The organism is Micromonospora sp. HB375, assembly GCF_017872985.1.
GTDB classification, from domain to species: Bacteria; Actinomycetota; Actinomycetes; order Mycobacteriales; family Micromonosporaceae; genus Micromonospora; species Micromonospora chalcea.
Genome location: NZ_JAGGJO010000001.1, coordinates 5563043 through 5581641 on the forward strand (window position 1 = coordinate 5563043; position 18599 = coordinate 5581641).

The following is an 18599-nucleotide window of genomic DNA, read 5'->3' on the forward strand; positions in this document are numbered from 1 at the left end:
TGATCCACCATCTATCGCAACAAGATTCGCCGCCTCACCGCTGTCGTACCGGATCGGGGCCGCGCGTCACCACGGCGAGGCCGGCGCCGACGCGCACGGCGGCCAGGTCACCGCCGGTGTCGGTACGCAGCACCCGCGCGCCGCCCCGGGCCAGCCGGTCCAGCAACCCGGCGTTGGGATGCCCGTAGTCGTTGTCGACGCCCACGCACACCAGCGCCACCGCCGGGCGCACCGCGGCGAGGAACTGCGGATCCTGGTACGCCGAGCCGTGGTGGGCCACCTTCAGCACGTCGGCCCGGATCGCGGCGGCCGGCATCGTCTCCAGCATCGCCCGCTGCTCCTCCGTCTCGGCGTCACCGGCGAGCAGGACCCGTACCCCGGCCACGGTGGCGGTCAGGACGAGTGAGTTGTTGTTCGGGTCGGACCGGCTGCCCCGCAGCGGGTGCGGCGGCCCGACCGCGACCAGGTCCACCGCTCCGGCCCGCCACCGCCAGCCCGCCTGCGCGGCGGCGAGCGGCGCACCGGCCCGGCGGGCCGCCTCGCGTACCTGGGCGGCGCCGTAGGGCGGCTCGGACCAGGACGGACCCACCACCGCGCCCACCCGCCGGCCCCGGAACACCCCGGCCACGCCGCCGACGTGGTCGACGTGGAAGTGACTGACCACCAGCAGCGACACCTCACGTACGCGCAGGCGGCGCAGGCAGGCGTCCACGCCGGACGGGTCCGGTCCGGCGTCGACCACCACGGCCCGGCCGGCCGCCACCGGCAGCACCACGGCGTCCCCCTGTCCCACCGCGCACGCCACCACCACCCAGTCGCGCGGCGGCCAGCCGGAGGCAAGCAACCGGATCGGCGCCGCGCCGAGCACCACCGCCATCACCACGACCGCGACCAGCCGCCGCGCCCGGCGTCGGCGGAAGGCGAGCAGCAGCGCCACGCTCACCCCCGCCAGCAGCAGGGCCCCGGCCACCCCGCCCACCCAGGGCAGGTTCCCGGCCGGCAGGTCCGCCCCGTGCGCGGCCACCGCCACCAGCCAGCGCGCCGGCCAACTCGCCAGCCAGGCCAGGAACTCCGCGCCGCCCGGCCACACCGGCGACAGCACCGCCGCCAGCACACCGAGCACAGTGGCGGGCGCGACGGCCGGCACCGCCAACAGGTTCGCCGGCACCGCCACCAGGCTCACCGTCGCGGACAGTCCGGCGATCACCGGGCCGCAGGCGAGCTGCGCGGCGGCCGGCACGGCGAGCGCCTCGGCCAGCCCGGGCGGTACGCCCCGGCGGCGCAGCGCGTCCCGCCATCCCGGCGCGAGCAGCAGCAGTCCCCCGGTGGCGCAGACCGACAACGCGAACCCCGGGTCGCCCGCGAGGTCCGGGTCGTACAGGACCAGTCCGGTGACCGCCGCGGCGAGCGCGGGCAGCGCCGACCGGGACCGCCCGGCGGCCAGCGCGGCGAGCCCGATCGCACCCATCGCGGCGGCGCGCACCACGCTCGGCGAGGGCCGTACCAGGATGACGAACCCGACCAGGGCGAGCACACACAGCGTGGCGGCGGTACGCGGACCGGCGCGCGCCCAGCGGGCCAGCAGCAGCACCGCGCCGACCACTATCGCCACGTTGGAGCCGGACACCGCGTTGAGGTGCGTCATCCCGGTGGCCCGGAAGTCCTCCTCCACCTCGGGCAGCAGCCGGCTGGTGTCCCCCACCACGAGGCCGGGCAGCAGCCCGCCCGGCGCGTCCGGCAGCGGCGCACAGGCGCGCTGGAGCCCTGATCGCAGCACCCCGGCCGCCCGTTGCGGCCAGGACGCGCTGCCGCGCAGCGTGGGCGGATCGGCGGCGGAGAGCACGGCGGCGGTCAGGTCACCGCCGCGCGGGGCGGACAGCCGCCCCTGGGTGGTGACCCGCTGACCCGGCAGCAGCGGCCGCCAGGCCGGGTCGGTGGCCAGCACCAGGGCGCGTACCGGGCCGGTGACCCGCGCGCCGTCGCCTCCGGTGAGGCGGACCAGGTCGACGCGGACCAGGAGCATCGGTGGCCGGCCGGGGGCACCGCGTACCGGGCGGGGATCGTCGCGCAGCACCAGGTCGGCGGTGACCACTGCGCCTTCGGTGACCAGAGCGCGTACCGCCGTGGCGTCGCGGATCGCGAGCCGGGCGCCGGTGGCGGCGGCCCCGCAGACCACGCCGAGCAGCACGGCGACCACGATCCAGCCGTAGCGGCGGGTCGGTTCCCCCGGTCGGCCGAGCACGCCGCAGCAGCGCAGGGCCGCCAGGAGGGCGAGCGCGGCGGCGACGGCGGCCGTCCACACGGTCGCGCGGACGGTGAGGTGCAGCCCGGCCAGCGCGGCGAGCCACGCGGCCACCGCCAACCCGGCCAGCCGCAGGTCGGGCACGTCGCGGACAGGCGCAGGGTCACCGTCGAGGACGGGCGAGGCAGCGGCACGCCGGCCGGTCACACCGTCACCAGTTCCTTGAGCTGCTCGTACCGGGCGTCGCCGATGCCGTCGACCTGCCGCAGGTCGGACACGGACCGGAAGCCGCCGTGCTGGTCGCGGTGGTCGAGGATCCGCTGGGCGAGCACCGGGCCGACGCCGGGTAGCGCGTCGAGCTGGGCAAGCGTCGCGGTGTTCAGGTTGACCGGTCCGGCCGGCGCCGCAGGTCCGCCCGGCGCACCGCCTGCGCCCGCCGCGGCGGGCCCGCCCGGTGGCGGTGGGGCGGTCACGCCGACCAGGATCAGTTCACCGTCGGTGACCTTGCGGGCGGGGTTGAGCAGCGCGACGTCGACGCCGGGCAGCGCGCCGCCTGCCGCTTCGACGGCGTCGGCCAGCCGGGCGCCGGCCGGCAGCCGGACCAGGCCGGGGCGGCGGACCTTCCCGGCCACCGCGACGACCACCTGACCCGGTGCGCCGGCTGACGCGGGCACCCCGGTGACCGCCTCGGTCGCCGCGCCCACAGGCGCCTCGGAGGACGCCGTCACCGGCGGCACGGGTTCGGTGCTCGGACGCGAGCGCCAGGCCCAGACGGCGGCCACCACGACCACCACTGCCGCCACCGCCGCGAGCGCCCGCACACCCCGGCGGCCGGGATCGAACGCCCCGGGTCCGGGCAGCCGGGACGCCAGGCCGCGCGCGGCCACCGGAGCATCGTGGGACGGGCCGTCGTCGGCGTCCGGCTCGGCGGACCAGGGGTTCGCCCCGGACGAGGGTTCCCGCCCGCCGTCGCGCTCCGGGAAGCCGGGACGCAGCCCGAGACCCGGCTCGGCCTCGCCGGGCCCAGGCCCGAACAGCCGGGCGAGCCGCCGCCGTACCGTCGTCTCCTCGTCGTCTGGCACGGCTCGGGACGCTACGGCGACAGCTCGTCCCGCATCGGCCGATGAACGCTCACCTGTGGACAACCAAGGGACTGTGGACACACACCCGATCAAGCCCTGGCCGTGCTAGGTGGCCGAAAACTACGGTCAGCGCGCCTCCGGGTCCAGGCCGAGCGCGGCCCGTCCCCCGTCGACCGGCACGACCGCGCCGTTGACGAACGAGGCGCGTTCGGAGAGCAGGAACGCGACCACCTCGGCCACCTCGTCGGTACGCCCGATCCGGCCGAGCGGGTGCAGCCGGGCCATCTCCGCGTCGACGTGCGCGACCTCGGCCGGGTCGAGTCCGGCCAGGTAGGCGGCGTGCCGTTCGGTGTGGACGGAGCCGAGCGCCACCGCGTTGGCGCGGATCCCGTGGCGGCCGTAGTCGACGGCGAGCGCCCGGGTCAGCCCTTCCAGCGCGGCCTTGGCGGTGGCGTACGGCAGCGCGCCCGGCACCGCCCGGCGGGCCTGGTGGGACGAGACGTTGACGATCGCGCCGCCGGTACGGGCGGCCAGGAACCGGCGTACGGCGGTGCCGGCCCCGGCCACGGCGGGCCGCAGGTTGAGCGTGATCAGGTCGACCACCTCGCTCGCGGGCGCGCGGTGCAGGTCGGCGTCGCGGAAGACGGCGGCGTTGTTGACCCAGCCGGCCAGCGGCGCGTACGCCTCGGCGCGGTCGGCGGCCCGGCCGGTGACCGCCTCGTCGCCGGCGTCCCCGGTCACGGCGTGCAGCCGGTCGGCGAGCGGATGCCGGGCCAGCCAGTCCAGTGCGCTCGTGTCCCGTTCGACCACGACCACGATGCCGCCGTCGGTGGCCAGCCGTTCGACGATGGCGCGTCCGACGCCGCGCCCGCCGCCGGTGACGACATACGACCGGAGGTTCATCCGGCCACCCTAGGGTGTACGGCGGTGGACCACCACGCACGCCAGCCCCGGCCCGGCGTGGGCGGCGACCACCGCTCCGGCCTCGGTGACGTACGTGTCGTGCAGCCGGTCGCCCAGCCGCTCGGTCAGCGCCGTCAGCAACTGCTCGGCCCGCTGCGGCGCGGCGAGGTGGTGCACCGCGACGTCGACCTGGGCGTCGTCTGCCGCCTCGACGGCGAGGTCGACCAGCCGCGCGACTCCCCGGCTGGCGGTACGGACCTTGTCCTTCACCACGATCGCGCCATCCGGCATGTGCATGATCGGCTTTACCGAGAGCGCGGTGCCGAGCAGCGCCTCGGCCGCGTTGATCCGGCCGCCCCGGCGCAGGAACTCCAGCGTGTCGACGTAGAAGTAGATGGTGGTGCGGGCGACCGCGTCCAGCGCCGCGTCGCGTACCCCGGTCAGGTCGGCGCCCGCCGCGGCGGCCGCGGCGGCGGCGAGCGCCGGGAAGCCGAGGCCCATGCCTGTGGATCGGCTGTCGACGACGGTGACGCGGTCGTCGCCGACCTCGGCGGCGGCGAGCCGGGCGGCCTCGACAGTGCCGGACAGCTCGGCGGACAGGTGCACCGACACCACGCCGTCGGCGCCCTCGGCGAGCAGCGTGCGGTAGACCTGCGCGAACTGTTCGGGCGCGGGCCGGGACGTGCTCACCGAGACCCGCCGGCCGCTCAGCGCGCGGGTGGCGTCGGCCGGGGAGGTCTCGACGCCCTCCAGCCCTTCCGCGCCGTTGAGCACGACTGTGAGCGGGACGACGGTGAGCCCGCGTGCGCGGGCCAGGTCGGAGGGCAGGTAGGCGGTGGAGTCGGTGACGACCGCGACGGGCATGACCGGCACGCTAGCCGATGGCGCGGTGACGCGCCGGGGCCGGAGGTGTCAGACCGCGTCGGTGAGCGCCGCCCGGGTGACCAGACCGACGTTGTGTGCCCGCAGGTGCCAGCCCCGGATGTCGTTGTGGCGCAGTTCGGTCCAGTGGCAGTTCGCCAGCGAGCCGAGGCTGCGCAGCACCGTGTGGTCCCAGCCGAGCAGGTGCCCGACGCCCTGCCGGGCGCCGCCGCCGTGGGTGGTCACCACGACCGTGCCGCCGACGGCGAGGTCGGCCGCGTCCTGGAACCCGGCGCCGAGCCGGGCACCCAGGTCACCCAGGGGTTCGAGGCCGGCACCCGGGTCCGGGTCGCCGGCCCGCCAGCGGGCGTACTCGTCGGGGAACCGTTCGGCCACCTCGGTCAGGGTGAGGCCCTGCCACTGGCCGAAGTGCCGTTCCCGCAGCCGCGCGTCGGTGCGGACCGGCAGCCCGGTCAGCGCCGCGAGCGCGGCGGCGGTGTCGGCGGCCCGGCGCAGGTCGCTGGCGACGATCGCGTCCGGGCGCAGGGCGGCGAGCACCGGGGCGGCGGCGTGGGCCTGCTCGCGGCCGAGGTCGTTGAGGGGCACGTCGGTCTGGCCCTGGACGCGGCTCGCGGCGTTCCAGTCGGTGTTGCCGTGCCGCCAGATGATCAGTCGGGTCATTCGGCGGTGGCGCTGCCGGCGGCCGAGTCGGCCAGGTCGCGATCGGTGAACGGGATCTGCGGGCAGTCCTTCCAGAGCCGGTCGAGCGCGTAGAACTCGCGCTCCTCGGTGTGCTGGACGTGGACCACGATGTCGACGTAGTCGAGCAGCACCCAGCGGCCGCCGCGCTCGCCTTCGCGGCGCACCGGCTTGGCCTTCTCCGGCAGCTCCAGCAGGCGCTCCTCGATGGCGTCGACGATGGCGAGCACCTGACGCTCGTTCGGAGCGGCGGCCAGCAGGAACGCGTCGGTGATCGCGAGCTGGTCGCCCACGTCGATGATGACGATGTCCTGTGCCTTCTTGTCGGCCGCGGCCTGGGCGGCGGCCATCGCCAGCTCGTGCGCGCGCTCGGAAACTGTCACCGTTCTCCTTCGATCAACCGTGCGACCCTCCAAGCCTCTCACACCCGGCGGTGCGGCGACTTGTCAGTTCTGGTCGATTTCAGGCACAAACGGGGACATAAAGCGCGGAATCACCGCTGATAGAGACGCCGTTTCGCGATGTACTGCACCACACCGTCGGGCACCAGGTACCACACCGGTTCGCCCCGGGCGACCCGCGCGCGGCAGTCGGTCGAGGAGATCGCCATCGCGGGCACCTGCACGAGGCTCACCGAGTCGGCCGGCAGGTGCTTGTCGGTCAGTTCGAAGCCGGGCCGGGTCACGCCGATGAAGTGGGCCAGTTCGAGCGCCTCGTCCAGATCCTTCCAGGAGAGGATGCGCTCCAGCGCGTCCGCGCCGGTGATGAAGAACAGCTGCGCCTTCGCGCCGTACTCGGCGTGCAGGTCGCGCAGCGTGTCGACGGTGTAGGTGGGGCCGCCGCGGTCGATGTCGACCCGGCTCACCTGGAAGCGCGGGTTGGAGGCGGTGGCGATCACCGTCATCAGATAACGGTCCTCGGCCGGGGTGACCGCTTCCTCCGCCTTCTGCCACGGCTGTCCGGTGGGCACGAAGACCACCTCGTCCAGACCGAACCGGTCGGCCACCTCGCTCGCCGCCACCAGGTGCCCGTGGTGGATCGGGTCGAACGTGCCGCCCATGATGCCGACCCGCCGGATGTCTTCCTCCACCCAGCGATCGTAGGCCGCCCGCCCGGCGGCTCCGGGCGGGGTCCGCCGTCGAGCGCGCCGGGCGGTCCCCCACCCGGCGCGCTCCCAGCTCAGGCCGACGCGGCGGCCACCGCCGTCCGGGCCACGAGCGCCCGGCGCATGTCGTCGTCCAGGTCGGTCACCCACCGCCGCAGGCCCGGCGTCAGGTCGTCGCGGGCCAGCAGCGCCGCGGCCATCTCCCGGGTGGGCTGCGCCACGGCGTAGCGGGGGTAGGCGGCCACCGTGACCGCGTCGGCCACCCACGCGGTACGCAGACGCGCCGCCGCCGGCATGTCGGTGAAGTAGCGCTGCACGAACCCGGCGGTCAGCTCTGCCTGCTCGGGCTGCCAGAAGCCCTCGGCGGTCGCCTCGACCAGGCGGTTGGACAGCTCGGTGCTGCGGGTGACGATCTCCCAGGCGGCCCGCTTCGCGTCGGCGTCGGGCAGCGCGGCCCGGCACGCGGCGGCCTGCTCGGCGCCGGTGGCGCTGCGGTCGGCGTCGGCCTCGGCGTCGATCTGCGGCGTACCGGCCGCGCCGAGCACCACCAGCCGGCGCAGCACCGCCCAGCGCAGGTCGGTGTCCACGGCCAGCCCCGACGGCACGTCCTTACCGGCCAGCCAGCCGGCGAGCATCGCGGTGTCGGTGGTGGCGGCGATCAGGCCCCGCGCCGCCGCCAGTTGCAGGGAACCGCCCGCGGGGGCCGAGTCGAGCAACGCCGCGCAGGCGGTCGCCACCCGCAGCAGCGCCGCGTCCCGGCCGAGCGGGTCGAGGTAGCGGTCGATCAGCCGGCGACTGAGCAGCAGCACGTCCTCGACGATCGTCACCTCGGTCTCGGCGGGCAGCGCCGCCGCGATCAGCGCGGCCAGCGCGCCGGCCGGCCGTTCCCCGTCGGTGACCGCGTCCAGCGCCTCGCCCCAGAGCAGCGCCCGGGCCAGCGGATCGTCGAGCCCCGGCAGCAGCGCTGGCACCGCGTCCGCCGAGGCCGGGTCGAGGCGGATCTTGGCGAACGTCAGGTCACCGGCGTTCGGCAGCACGAGCCCGGTGGCGGGCCGTCCGACCAGCTCGGGCAGCGGCGTCCGGCCGCCGTCGGCGTCGGGGTCGAGGTCGACGTCGAACCGGTACGCCGGGCCGTCGGCGGTGTGGTGGGCCACGCCGATACGGTGCGGCCGCAGCACCGGGTGGCTCGCCGGGGCGGTCTGCACGATCGCCACGTCGGTCCACCGCCCGTCGGCGTCCACGGCGGTGTCGACCCGCAGCGTGTTCACCTGCGCGCGGCGCAGCCAGCGTTCCGCCCAGCCGTCCAGGTCGCGGCCGCTCGCCGTACCCAGGGCGGCCAGCAGGTCGGCGAGCGTCGCGTTGCCGAAGCGGTGCGCGGCGAAGTGCGCGTTCAGCCCGGCCAGGAACGCCTCGTCACCGAGCCAGGCGACGAGCTGGCGGAGCACGCTGGCGCCCTTGGCGTACGAGATGCCGTCGAAGTTCAGCAGCGCCCGGGCGGCGTCTGCCACCTCCTCCGGCGCGACCGGATGGGTGGAGGGGCGCTGGTCGGCGGTGTAGCCCCACGCCTTGCGACGGCTGGCGAACGTGGTCCACGCCCGGTCGAACCGGGTCGCCTCGGCGGTGACCCGGGTGCCCAGGTATTCGGCGAAGGACTCGTTGAGCCACAGGTCGTCCCACCAGCTCATGGTGACCAGGTCGCCGAACCACATGTGTGCCATCTCGTGGGCGATCGTGGTGGCGCGCAGCTCCCGCTGGGTGTCGGTCACCGCCGAGCGGAAGACGTAGTCGTCGCGGATCGTGACCAGGCCCGGGTTCTCCATCGCGCCGGCGTTGAACTCGGGCACGAACGCCTGGTCGTACTTGCCGAACGGATAGCGCTCGGCGAACAGCTCGTGGAAGCGGTCGAAGCACTGCCGGGTGACTGTGAGGATCTCGTCGGCGTCGGCGTCCAGGTGGGCGGCGAGCGAACGCCGGCAGTAGAGGCCGAGCGGGATGCCGTCGTGCTCGGCGCGCAGCACGTGCCAGGGCCCGGCGATCAGCGAGACGAAGTAGGTGGCCAGCGGCTCGGTGGTGGCGAACTCCCAGCGCCCCGGTGCGGGCCGGTCGGCGAGCGGCCCGTTGGCGGCCACCGTCCACTCCGGTGGCGCGGTGACGGTCAGCGTCACCGGCGCCTTCAGGTCGGGCTGGTCGAACGCGGCGAAGAGGCGCGGCCCCTCGTCCAGGAAGGACAGCGCATACAGGTAGGTCTCGCCGTCGGCCGGGTCGACGAACCGGTGCAGCCCTTCGCCGGTGTTGGAGTAGGCCATCTCGGCCTCGACGGTGAGCGTGTTGTCGGCGGCCAGGCCGGTCAGCGGCAGCCGGCCGTCCGCCAGCAGGGCCGGGTCGAGGTCGCTGTCGTTGAGGCGGGCGGCGAGGAGTCGGCGCGGTTTGACGTCGACGAAGGTCTCGGCGCCGGGGGTGGCCCGGAACCGGATTGTGACGGCGGAGCGGAACCGCTCGGCGTCGCCGGTCAGGTCGAGGTCCACATCGTAGGACTCGACGGTGATCGACGCGCGGCGCGCGGTCGCCTCTGCACGGGTGAGGCTCGGCATCCGCTTATCCTGCCCGATGTGGTCCGCTCGGGCCGCCTCGTTACGCATGGCGATGGAGGAGCAGCGATGGGTCAGCACCCCAAGGGCGATTTCGACCTCTCCCGGGCGGTTTGGCAGCGGGCAGAGGGCGACACCTCCGAGGGAGCGGTCGAGGTGGCATTCGTCGACGACCTGATCGGTATGCGCAACTCCGCCGAGCCGGACGGGCCCGTGCTGGTCTTCACCCAGGCCGAGTGGGACGCGTTCGTCGCCGGCGCCCAGGACGGCGAGTTCGACCTGGACTGAGCGCACCTCAGTCACCGTCGCCCCAGCCGAGGCCGCCCGGACCGGGCGCGTGGTGGAAGCCGGGGTGCCCGGCCACGTCGGCGCAGCGCTCGCCGTCGGGCCCGACCGCGTCGCAGAACAGCCGCTCGGCCCGGTGCCAGGCGTCCGCCGGGGACAGGGCCGCCGCGCCGAGCGCCAGCTCCGGGCGGAGCAGGCCGAGCGCTTCGGCGTACGCCACCGCCTGCTCCCGCGCGACGGCGGGATCGGTGGCGGCGAAGCCCAGGTGCACGGTGAAGTACCGCGGTGGGCGGGCCCCGGCGCGCCGGGGCCCGCCGATCAGCGGGCCGTCGCGGCCGTCCCCGCGCAGCCCGGCCCACGCCTCGCGGTGCCGCCGCGCCGCGCTGTCGTCACGCATCAGTGCCCTCCCCCGTCGCCGGTGACCCTCGCCGGACACCACGCCGGCGGGCGCCGGACCGGTAGCCGCCGGTCCGCGTGCCTCGAGGGAACCAGCTTTTCCGCCGCCGGGGAGGGGCCAGCGTCCGCCCGACCGGCTGGCCCCTCCCGCGTGCGGCCCGAGCTGCTGAGATGAAGGGTTCGGCGGCGTCGCCCGGGGTAGGTAGGCAGCGCCGCCGAACCGCGTCAGGAGCAGCCGACATGAGCACCATGCCGAGCGACCGGAGCCCGGACAGCACGCTCGCCTTCATCCGGGAGGGCTACCGTTTCGTCGGCTCTCGCTGCGACCGCCTCGGCACCGACGTGTTCCAGACCCGGCTGCTGCTGGAGCCGACGATCTGCCTGCGCGGCCGGGAGGCCGCCGAGCTGTTCTACGACGAGGAGCGGTTCGTGCGGCGGGGCGCCATGCCGATGCGCGGGCAGCGCACGCTCACCGGTGTCGGCGGCGTGCAGGGCCTGGACGGGCAGGCGCACCGGGTCCGCAAGGCGATGTTCATGTCGATCATGACGTCGGCCGCGATCCGCCGCCTCGGGGAGATCTTCGACGAACAGTGGCGGGCCCGGATCCCGGTCTGGGCCCGCAACGGCCCGGTGGTGCTCTACGACGAGGTGGGCGAGATCCTGACCCGTACGGTCTGGGCCTGGGCCGGGGTGCCGCTGGCCGAGGCCGACGTGCCGCGCCGCACCGCCGAGATGCACGCGATGATCGAGGCGCCGGCCGCGCTGGGCCCCCGGCACTGGCGCGGCCGGCTCGGCCGCTACCGCGCGCAACGATGGGCCGGCGACCTGATCGAACGGGTACACGCGGGCGCGGTGCCCGCCCCGGAGGGCAGCGCGCTGGCGGTCGTGGCCGGGCACCGGGACGAGCGGGGCCTGCCGCTGCCCAGCCGGATCGCCGCAGTGGAACTGCTCAACGTGCTGCGCCCCACCGTGGCGGTGGACCGGTACGTGGTCTTCGCCGCGCTGGCCCTGCACGACCATCCGCACTGGCGGGACCGGCTACCCGGCGACGACGCCGCGACCGAGCGGTTCGTGCAGGAGGTACGCCGCTACTACCCGTTCTTCCCGGTCGCCGCGGCCCGGGTGCGCCGCTCGTTCCAGTGGCGGGGGTACACGTTCCCGCAGGGCCGGCGGGTGCTGCTCGACCTGTACGGCACCAACCACCACCCCGGCACCTGGCCGGAGCCGGAGCAGTTCCGCCCCGAGCGCTTCACCGGCTGGCGCGACGACCCGTTCGGCCTGATCCCGCAGGGCGGCGGCGACCACTTCACCGGCCACCGCTGCGCCGGTGAGTGGATCACCATCGAGCTGATGAAGCGGGCCGTGACGAACCTGACCGGCGCGATGGACTACCGCGTACCGCCGCAGGACCTGGCGCTCGACCTGGGCGCCATGCCGGCGTTGCCGCCCAGCGGGCTGGTGCTCGACGGCGTACGCCCGGTCGACGGGGCACATCGGGCCGACGGGGTGCGCCCGCTGCGCTGAAGCGGACGCCCCCGGTCGCGGTCAGGCGGCCTGCGGGTGCAGCACCGTACGCAGGCAGCCGTCCTCCTTCTTCTCGAAGATCTCGTAACCCCGGGCGCCCTGCTCCAGCGACATCGGGTGGGTGGCCAGGTAGCCGGGGTCGATCTCGCCGGCCGCGACCCGGTCCAGCAGCATCGGGATGTAGCGCTGGGCGTGCATCTGCCCCATCCGCAGCACCAGGGCCTTGTTCATGGCCGCGCCGAGCGGGAACTTGTCCACCAGGCCGCCGTACACGCCGACGATGCTCACCGTGCCGCCCTTGCGAGCCGCCATGATCGCCTGCCGGACCGAGGTGGGCCGGTCGGTCTGCGCGCGTACCGTCTGCTTTGCCTTGTCGTACGCGTACGCCGGGCCGACGTCGTGCGACTCCATGCCGACGGCCTCGATGCAGGCGTCCGGGCCGCGCCCGGCGGTCATCTCCCGCAGCGCCTCCAGCACGTCGGTCTCGGCGTAGTTGATCGTCTCGACGCCGAGGCGCTGCGACGCGGTGGCGAGCCGTTCCGGCAGCCGGTCGATGACCACCACCCGCTCGGCGCCGAGGATCTGCGCGGACCGGGCCGCCATCTGGCCGACGCCGCCGGCGCCCCAGACCGCCACCACCTCGCCGCCCTTGAGGTTGCAGAAGTCGGCGGCCATCCAGCCGGTCGGCATGGCGTCGGAGGCGAACACGACCGAGTCGTCCGGCACCCCGTCCGGCACGGTGAACGCGCCGACGTCGCCGAACGGCACCCGGATGTACTCGGCGTGGCTGCCGGAGTAGCCGCCGGCCGCGTGCGAGTAGCCGAGGATGCCGGCCGGCGAGTGGCCCCACAGCTTCTCGGTGAAGACCGGCTGCGGGTTGGAGTTGTCGCAGAGCGAGAACTGCTCGGTGCGGCAGTACCAGCACGAGCCGCAGGCCACCACCGAGCCGACCACCACCCGGTCACCGACGGAGATGCGCCGCACGTCGGGGCCGGTCTCGACCACCTCACCCATGAACTCGTGGCCGAGGATGTCCCCCTCGCGCATCGCCGGCAGGTAGCCGTTGATCAGATGCAGGTCGGAGCCGCAGACGCTGCTCGCGCGCACCTTGACGATGATGTCGCCGCCGGACCTGATGGTCGGCTCCGGCACGTCCCGTACGGCCAGCTTCCCGACGCCCTCCCAGCACAACGCCCTCACGGCCGTCCTCCCACCATCAGCTTCTCGCGTACCTTGTCCGTCGCCCGCTCCTGACGCGGGCTGCGCCCGGACGGGTCGTGCCGGGTGTCCAGCACGTGCCCGGTCTCGATCAGCGACTTGATCCGGCGCAGCGCGGTGCGCAGCCCCAGGTCCGGGTCGGTGCCACCGGCCAGCCCGACCGCGCGCCGGATCGGCCCGGAGCGCCAGCGCAGCTCGGCCCGGATCTCGGTGCCCCGATTCTGCGGCGCGGTCACCAGCTCGACCCGGCCGCGCTGGGCCACCGGCCCGTCAGTGACCCGCCAGCTCAACCGGCCCGGGCCGTCGACGGTGATCTCGGCCCGCCACTCGGTGCCGCCGCCGGCCGGGTCGGCCGCCACGCAGCGCCACCGGTTCGCGTCGAGCTGCTCCAGCGTGGCCCACTCGGCCAGCCCTCGATCGAGCCGTTCCCGGTCGGTCCAGAACCCGATCACCGCGTCGACCGGCCGGTCCACCGTGATGCCGCGGCGCACCACGTACCAGCCGTCCTCGCGGTCGGGCTGGTGCCGGTGCCGTCGCCGGGCGACCGTCCGGGTGACTCCGAGCGCGGTCACCGCGGCGGCGCCGGCCAGCGCCCATCTCGTCGCGTTGCTGGGCATCACGTCTCCTTCCGACTCGGACCGTCCCGTATCCGGGTGCGCTACCCGACACAGCCCGCCCGAAACGGTTTCAGCAGCCGCATTCCGGGCAAGTCGCGTGACCCGACACGAGGGGAGACGACGTGACCCGACCGATCGCCGCGCGCCCGGGCGAGGAGACCGCCGCGCCCGCGCCGGTCCGGCTGCCGATGGCGTACGTCCTGCCGCTGCGCGCCCACGACGACGGCGGCCTGGACGAGCTGACCGCGTACCTGCGGGAGCTGAGCCGCTGGGTCGACGTGGTGGTGGTCGACGCCTCGCCGCCGCAGCTGTTCGCCCGGCACGCCGCCGCCTGGGACGGGCTGGTGCGGCACGTGCCGCCGGACCCGGCGCTGCGCGGACGCAACGGCAAGGTGCTCGGCGTGCTCACCGGCGTCGCGCTGGCCCGGCACGAGCACGTGGTGATCGCCGACGACGACATCCGGTACGACCTGCCGGCCCTGGCCGCCGTGCACCAGCTGCTGGACGGGGTCGACCTGGTCCGCCCGCAGAACCACTTCGACCCGCTGCCGTGGCACGCCTGGTGGGACACCGGCCGGACGCTGCTCGCCCGCGCGTTCGGCGGGGACTGGCCCGGCACCCTCGGGGTGCGGCGGGGCACGTTCCTGGCGATGGGCGGCTACGACCCGGACGTGCTCTTCGAGAACCTGGAGCTGGTCCGGACCGTGCGCGCGTACGGCGGCAGCACCGCCACCCCGGCGTGGCTGTACGTGCGGCGGCTCCCGCCCTCCGCGGCGCACTTCCTCGGGCAGCGCGTCCGCCAGGCGTACGACGAGACGGCCCGGCCGGCGTGGCTGCTCGCCGCGCTGGCGGTGCTGCCCGCGACGGCGGCCGCGCTCGCCACCCGCCGGCCCGGGCTGCTGCTGCGGGCCGGGCTGGCGACTGTCGCGGTGGCGGAGCTGGGCCGGCGACGGGCCGGCGGCGCGGCGGTGTTCCCGGCGCACACCAGCCTGGCCGCGCCGCTCTGGGCGCTGGAACGCGGGCTGTGCGCGTGGCTCGCGGTGGGCCGGCGGCTGCGCGGCGGGGTGCCGTACGCGGGCGCCCGGCTGCGGGTGGCGGCCAACTCCACACGTGCGCTGCGGCGGCGGACGACCCGGCACCGCCCGGACGAGCTGGTGCTCTGGGTGCAGACCGGGTCGATGCCCGCTGAGGTGAAAGGAAGGGCCCCTTCTTATCGCGAGGCGATAAGAAGGGGCCCTTCCTAACCGAGAGCGCGGGCCTTCAGGAGGACCGCGCCTGCTCGGCGCTGTGCCGCACGTCCTGCGCCGCGGCGCGGCCGTCGTCCTTGACCGCGTACGCGGCGTCCTGCGCGGTGGCCTTCACCGACTCGGCGGCGTGCTGCGCGGGCTCGCGCAGCTCCTCCTTCAGCTCACCGGCGACCTCGCCCAGCTTCTCCTTGACCACGCCGCCGTGCTCGGCGGCCTTCTCCTTGACCTGCGCGGCGACCTGCTGCTCGCGGCGGGTGGCGGGGATCAGCGAGGAGACCAGCATGCCGACGCCGAAGGCGATCACGCCGGCGGCGATCGGGTTGCCCTCGGACTTGCGCCGCACCACCTGCGGCGCCCGGTGGGCGGCGTCGCCCACCGTGGCGGCGGCCGAGTGCGCCTTGTCGCCCACCGTGGAGGCCATCGAGGAGGCGTGGTCGCCCACCGAGTGGGCGGCGTGGCCGGTGCCGTGGCCGAGGTCCGATGCGGTTCCCATCACCTTGTCCTTCACGTTCGTCAGCGCGCTGCGCACGCGCTGCTTGCGGTCGTCGACGATGCGGCCCGGGCTGACCTTGTACGCCAGGGCGTCCACGTCCGAGCTGAGGTTGTTGCGGGTGGCTTCGATCTCGCGGCGGATCTGCTCGGGATCGGTGCTCATCGGATGACTCCCTCCGGGTGCGGCTTGAGCGCGTCGGGGATGCGCTGCACGCTGTCGTTCGTCTGCTTCAGGCCGCGGATCCGCTCGGCGTTCTTCTTGCCCATCGAGTACAGGACCGCCGCGACAACGGCCCAGACGACGGCCACGATCAGCGCGGCCAGCCCGGAGTCCATGACGTTGTCGAGGAACTGCCAGATCGCGATCGAGACGAAGAGCGCCACCATGTAGCCGCCGAAACCGGCGCCGCCGAACAGGCCGGCGGCCTTGCCCGCCTTCTTGCCCTCCTGGCGGATCTCCGCCTTCGCCAGTTCGACCTCCTGCCGCATCAGCGTGGACAGGTCAGTGGTGACCTGGCGCATCAGGTCGCCGAGCGAGCTGCCGCGCACCTCGTCGGCGTGGGGCGGGGCGCCCGCCGCCTGATAGCCGGGGTCCTGCGTGGGTACGGTCATGCCGTCGCCTCCCTTCTGCCGGTACGGCCGGTCACGGGCGGGGAGCGCCGGTGGACGGGACGCCCGGCAGCGGGTCGGTGCGCTCCGGCGGCGGCAGCGGCTGACCGGTGCCACCCGCCGGGTCGGCCCAGGTGTTCGGGGCGCCGCCGGTGGGGTAGGTCGCGCCCGGCGCGGAGTAGCCCGGGTCCGGCTCGGCGTAGCTGCCCGGCGTCGGGTCGAGGTAGCCGCCCGGCGGCACCTGGTCCGGCACCTCACGCGCGGTCGGGATGACGGCCGTGCGGTCCGGGTCGTACGCCGGCCGCGCGCCGCTGTTGTCGTCGCCGAGCGCGGTGATGTTGCGGGTGAGCCGCCCGGCGACCACGCCGAGCAGCGCGGCGCCGACGAGGAACGTGCCGGGGTTGCGACGGGCGTAGTTCTTCACCTCGTTGAGCAGGTCGCCCGGCTCGCGCTGCTCCAGCCAGCCGGCCACGCCGTGCACCCGCTCGGCCGCCTGGTGGGCCAGCTCGGTGACCGGGCCGGAGCCGCCACCCTGCTGCGCCATGGTGCGCATCTCGTCGGCGAGCGACCGCAGGCCGCTGGCGGCGCGCTGCTGCTGCTGACCGGCCTGGGCGGTGACCTGGCTGCGGGTCTCGCCGTAAAGGTCGCGGGCCTGTCGCTTGGCCTCGCCCACCACCTCCCGACCCTGCTCCTTGGCGGTCTGCGCCACGGCGCCACCGGCGCTCGCGGCGTCGGAACCCACCTGGCGGGCCTGGTCACGCACGCCGCCGCCGTTCGTCGACTGGTACGTGGCAGAAGCCGGGGAAAGATCCTGAGTCATGATGTCCCTTCCGCTCGTGTGTTTCCCAGCGGGTGTTCTCGGGGGGGGTACGCGGATTTGTTTCCGCATGACAATCGCCCTACCCCCGGTCGACCGGTCCATGCCTGATTCGTGATTTCTCTGCGGGAGCGACCCGCTCCGGTCAGAGAATGGAATGCCTGCCCGCCCGGGCGGCGGCGAGTCCACGGGGGTGACAGGGATGGCACGTGACGTGCGCGAACACGCGCCCGCCCGGCCTACGGTGCAGAAGGTCGCCCTCGCGGCGGCAGCCGTCTTCGCGCTGATCGGCGTGCTCGGTTTCGTACCCGGCATCACCACGCACTACGGCGAGATGACGTTCGCCGGGCACCACTCCGAGGCGAAGCTGCTCGGGGTGTTCCAGGTGTCGGTGCTGCACAACCTGGTGCACCTGCTGTTCGGCCTGGTCGGTCTGGTCATGGCGCGGCGGCTGGCCGGGGCGCGCGCGTTCCTCGCCGGCGGCGGCGCGCTCTACCTGGTGCTGTGGCTGTACGGCTTCGCCATCGACCGGGATGCCTCGGCGAACTTCGTGCCGGTAAATGACGCCGACAACTGGCTGCACCTGTTCCTCGGTTTCGGCATGCTCGCGGCCGGCCTGCTGCTCAACAACAACCTCGGCACCGGCACCCGGGTGGAGGCCCCGTTCGACCGTCCCTGACCAGGCGCGACACGCCGGTGCGGGGTTTGTCCCGACCCGATGCCGGGCAGGAGGGCAGGCGCGAGCGGGTCGAGGAGGTCCGGCGATGCCACGGTGGTTGCGCGACAACATGCTCTCGGTCGCCATGCTCGGCGCGTTCCTGGTCTTCCTGCTGCTGCAGAGCGTCTTCGGCTGGCAGGTGCACAACGAGGAGCTGAACCGGTACGGCATCGAGCCGCTGAGCTGGTGGGCCTATCTCGGCACCGGGCACTTCGCCGAGGCGGTGTTCGAGAACTGGGAGTCGGAGTTCCTCCAGATGGGCGGCTACGTGCTGCTCACCGCGTACCTGGTGCAGAAGGGCTCGGCCGAGTCGAAGCCGGAGGACCAGACGGACCGGCCGGAGGACAACCGGGACCACGCCCGCCCCGACTCGCCCTGGCCGGTACGGGTCGGCGGGCTGCCGCTCGTGGTCTACCGGAACAGCCTCGCCATCGCGCTTCTGATGATCTTCGGCGGCTCGTTCCTGGGGCATCTGTTCGGCGGCGTGGCCGCCTACAACCAGGAGCAGGCGCTGGAGAGCGGCGCCGCCCCGATCAGCGCCTGGCAGTTCCTCGGCACCAGCGACTTCTGGTTCCAGTCGATGCAGAACTGGCAGAGCGAGTTCCTCGCCGTCGGCGTGCTGATCCTGCTCAGCATCGTGCTGCGCCAGCACGCCAGCCCGGAGTCGAAGCCGGTCACCGCGCCGCACGCCCAGACCAGCGCCTGAGCGTCAGGCCGGCCGATCAGGCCGCCACCGGCAGCCGCTTGGCGAAGCAGACGCTGTACGGGTTGTCCACGTACTCGCCGTACACCGGGATCGGCTCGTAGCCGCTGGACCGGTAGAGCGAGATCGCCGCCGGCAGGTAGGTGCCCGTCTCCAGGCACACCGTCCGGTGCCCCGCCCGGAACGCCAGTTCCTCCAGCGCGACGAGCAACTGCCGGGCGATGCCCCGCCCCCGGAACGCCGGTCGCACGTACATCCGCTTCAGCTCACCGGTGTCGGCGTCGAGCGCCTGGAGCCCACCGCAGCCGACCGCCCGGCCGCCCACCACGGCGGCCAGGTAGTGGATGTCGGTGTGCACGACCGTCACCTGCCCGTCCAGCCCGCCGTCCGCGTCGCGCGGCTCACGCTGCTGGGCGACGACGAGCGCGGCGATCTCCGGGTCGGTGGCGGGACGGGACTCGATCAACATGCCCGTACGCTAGATCCGCCGGAT

General features: G+C 74.5%; 20 protein-coding genes. 5 read left to right on the forward strand and 15 right to left on the reverse strand.

Annotated elements, in window-relative coordinates:
- Positions 1 to 34: 34 nt before the first annotated feature.
- The 8 genes from J3R08_RS24500 to pepN all read right to left on the reverse strand — a co-directional run bounded on the left by J3R08_RS24500 (position 35) and on the right by pepN (position 9483).
- Positions 35 to 2449 (reverse strand): ComEC/Rec2 family competence protein, encoded by a 2415-nt coding sequence (locus J3R08_RS24500; RefSeq protein ID WP_374102389.1) that lies wholly within the window; start codon positions 2447 to 2449, stop codon positions 35 to 37.
- Complete coding sequence (locus J3R08_RS24505; protein ID WP_113972686.1) at positions 2446 to 3324, reverse strand: ComEA family DNA-binding protein; 879 nt, start codon at positions 3322 to 3324, stop codon at positions 2446 to 2448. The genes J3R08_RS24500 and J3R08_RS24505 overlap by 4 nt, the downstream gene beginning before the upstream one ends.
- A 126-nt stretch (positions 3325 to 3450) precedes the next feature.
- Entirely contained in the window at positions 3451 to 4227 is a 777-nt protein-coding gene (locus tag J3R08_RS24510; RefSeq protein WP_043328990.1) for an SDR family NAD(P)-dependent oxidoreductase, read from the reverse strand.
- A gap of 9 nt (positions 4228 to 4236) precedes the next feature.
- Complete coding sequence (locus J3R08_RS24515; RefSeq protein ID WP_043328988.1) at positions 4237 to 5091, reverse strand: DegV family protein; 855 nt, start codon at positions 5089 to 5091, stop codon at positions 4237 to 4239.
- 48 nt (positions 5092 to 5139) lie between these two features.
- A complete protein-coding gene (locus tag J3R08_RS24520) occupies positions 5140 to 5769 on the reverse strand; it encodes a histidine phosphatase family protein (RefSeq protein ID WP_043328986.1) in 630 nt (209 codons plus the stop codon).
- Positions 5766 to 6170 (reverse strand): ribosome silencing factor, encoded by a 405-nt coding sequence (gene rsfS, locus J3R08_RS24525; RefSeq protein WP_043328985.1) that lies wholly within the window; start codon positions 6168 to 6170, stop codon positions 5766 to 5768. Before rsfS ends, J3R08_RS24520 begins: the two co-directional genes overlap by 4 nt.
- A 110-nt stretch (positions 6171 to 6280) precedes the next feature.
- Positions 6281 to 6877 carry a nicotinate-nucleotide adenylyltransferase gene (gene nadD, locus J3R08_RS24530; protein ID WP_030503098.1) on the reverse strand — a complete coding sequence of 199 codons (597 nt, stop codon included), beginning with the start codon at positions 6875 to 6877 and terminating at the stop codon, positions 6281 to 6283.
- Positions 6878 to 6966: 89 nt separating this feature from the next.
- Entirely contained in the window at positions 6967 to 9483 is a 2517-nt protein-coding gene (pepN, locus tag J3R08_RS24535) for an aminopeptidase N (RefSeq protein ID WP_209962909.1), read from the reverse strand.
- A 66-nt stretch (positions 9484 to 9549) separates the two neighbouring features.
- Between pepN and J3R08_RS24540 the strand changes: the two genes are divergently transcribed.
- Entirely contained in the window at positions 9550 to 9768 is a 219-nt protein-coding gene (locus tag J3R08_RS24540; protein WP_013287999.1) for a DUF397 domain-containing protein, read from the forward strand.
- A gap of 7 nt (positions 9769 to 9775) precedes the next feature.
- Here the strand turns inward: J3R08_RS24540 and J3R08_RS24545 are convergent, their stop codons facing one another.
- Positions 9776 to 10162, reverse strand: coding sequence for a hypothetical protein (locus tag J3R08_RS24545; protein WP_043328981.1), 387 nt, complete (start codon positions 10160 to 10162; stop codon positions 9776 to 9778).
- Between the two features lie 239 nt (positions 10163 to 10401).
- Between J3R08_RS24545 and J3R08_RS24550 the strand changes: the two genes are divergently transcribed.
- Positions 10402 to 11685: a cytochrome P450 gene (locus J3R08_RS24550; RefSeq protein ID WP_209962911.1), complete on the forward strand. Its 1284-nt coding sequence runs from the start codon at positions 10402 to 10404 to the stop codon at positions 11683 to 11685.
- Between the two features lie 21 nt (positions 11686 to 11706).
- On the opposite strand, the gene J3R08_RS24555 is transcribed toward J3R08_RS24550, so the two are convergent.
- On the reverse strand, positions 11707 to 12885 hold the full coding sequence (locus tag J3R08_RS24555; RefSeq protein WP_069087988.1) for a zinc-dependent alcohol dehydrogenase: 1179 nt from the start codon (positions 12883 to 12885) through the stop codon (positions 11707 to 11709).
- On the reverse strand, positions 12882 to 13520 hold the full coding sequence (locus J3R08_RS24560; protein ID WP_209962914.1) for a cyclase: 639 nt from the start codon (positions 13518 to 13520) through the stop codon (positions 12882 to 12884). Before J3R08_RS24560 ends, J3R08_RS24555 begins: the two co-directional genes overlap by 4 nt.
- A 122-nt stretch (positions 13521 to 13642) precedes the next feature.
- On the opposite strand from J3R08_RS24560, the gene J3R08_RS24565 reads away from it, so the two are divergent.
- Positions 13643 to 14764 (forward strand): glycosyltransferase family 2 protein, encoded by a 1122-nt coding sequence (locus J3R08_RS24565; RefSeq protein WP_209962916.1) that lies wholly within the window; start codon positions 13643 to 13645, stop codon positions 14762 to 14764.
- 16 nt (positions 14765 to 14780) lie between these two features.
- Here the strand turns inward: J3R08_RS24565 and J3R08_RS24570 are convergent, their stop codons facing one another.
- Genes J3R08_RS24570 through J3R08_RS24580 form a run of 3 tightly spaced genes read right to left on the reverse strand, consistent with a single transcriptional unit; the run spans position 14781 to position 16688 of the window.
- On the reverse strand, positions 14781 to 15422 hold the full coding sequence (locus J3R08_RS24570) for a DUF3618 domain-containing protein (protein WP_113972694.1): 642 nt from the start codon (positions 15420 to 15422) through the stop codon (positions 14781 to 14783).
- Positions 15419 to 15871 (reverse strand): phage holin family protein, encoded by a 453-nt coding sequence (locus J3R08_RS24575; protein WP_209962918.1) that lies wholly within the window; start codon positions 15869 to 15871, stop codon positions 15419 to 15421. Before J3R08_RS24575 ends, J3R08_RS24570 begins: the two co-directional genes overlap by 4 nt.
- A 31-nt stretch (positions 15872 to 15902) precedes the next feature.
- Positions 15903 to 16688, reverse strand: a complete 786-nt coding sequence (locus tag J3R08_RS24580) for a hypothetical protein (protein ID WP_166457747.1) — start codon at positions 16686 to 16688, stop codon at positions 15903 to 15905.
- Positions 16689 to 16899: 211 nt separating this feature from the next.
- On the opposite strand from J3R08_RS24580, the gene J3R08_RS24585 reads away from it, so the two are divergent.
- Positions 16900 to 17364, forward strand: coding sequence for a DUF4383 domain-containing protein (locus J3R08_RS24585; protein WP_209964407.1), 465 nt, complete (start codon positions 16900 to 16902; stop codon positions 17362 to 17364).
- Between the two features lie 85 nt (positions 17365 to 17449).
- Positions 17450 to 18109 (forward strand): DUF6766 family protein, encoded by a 660-nt coding sequence (locus J3R08_RS24590; protein ID WP_209962919.1) that lies wholly within the window; start codon positions 17450 to 17452, stop codon positions 18107 to 18109.
- A 16-nt stretch (positions 18110 to 18125) separates the two neighbouring features.
- On the opposite strand, the gene J3R08_RS24595 is transcribed toward J3R08_RS24590, so the two are convergent.
- Positions 18126 to 18575 carry a GNAT family N-acetyltransferase gene (locus J3R08_RS24595; protein WP_209962921.1) on the reverse strand — a complete coding sequence of 150 codons (450 nt, stop codon included), beginning with the start codon at positions 18573 to 18575 and terminating at the stop codon, positions 18126 to 18128.
- Positions 18576 to 18599 lie beyond the last annotated feature (24 nt).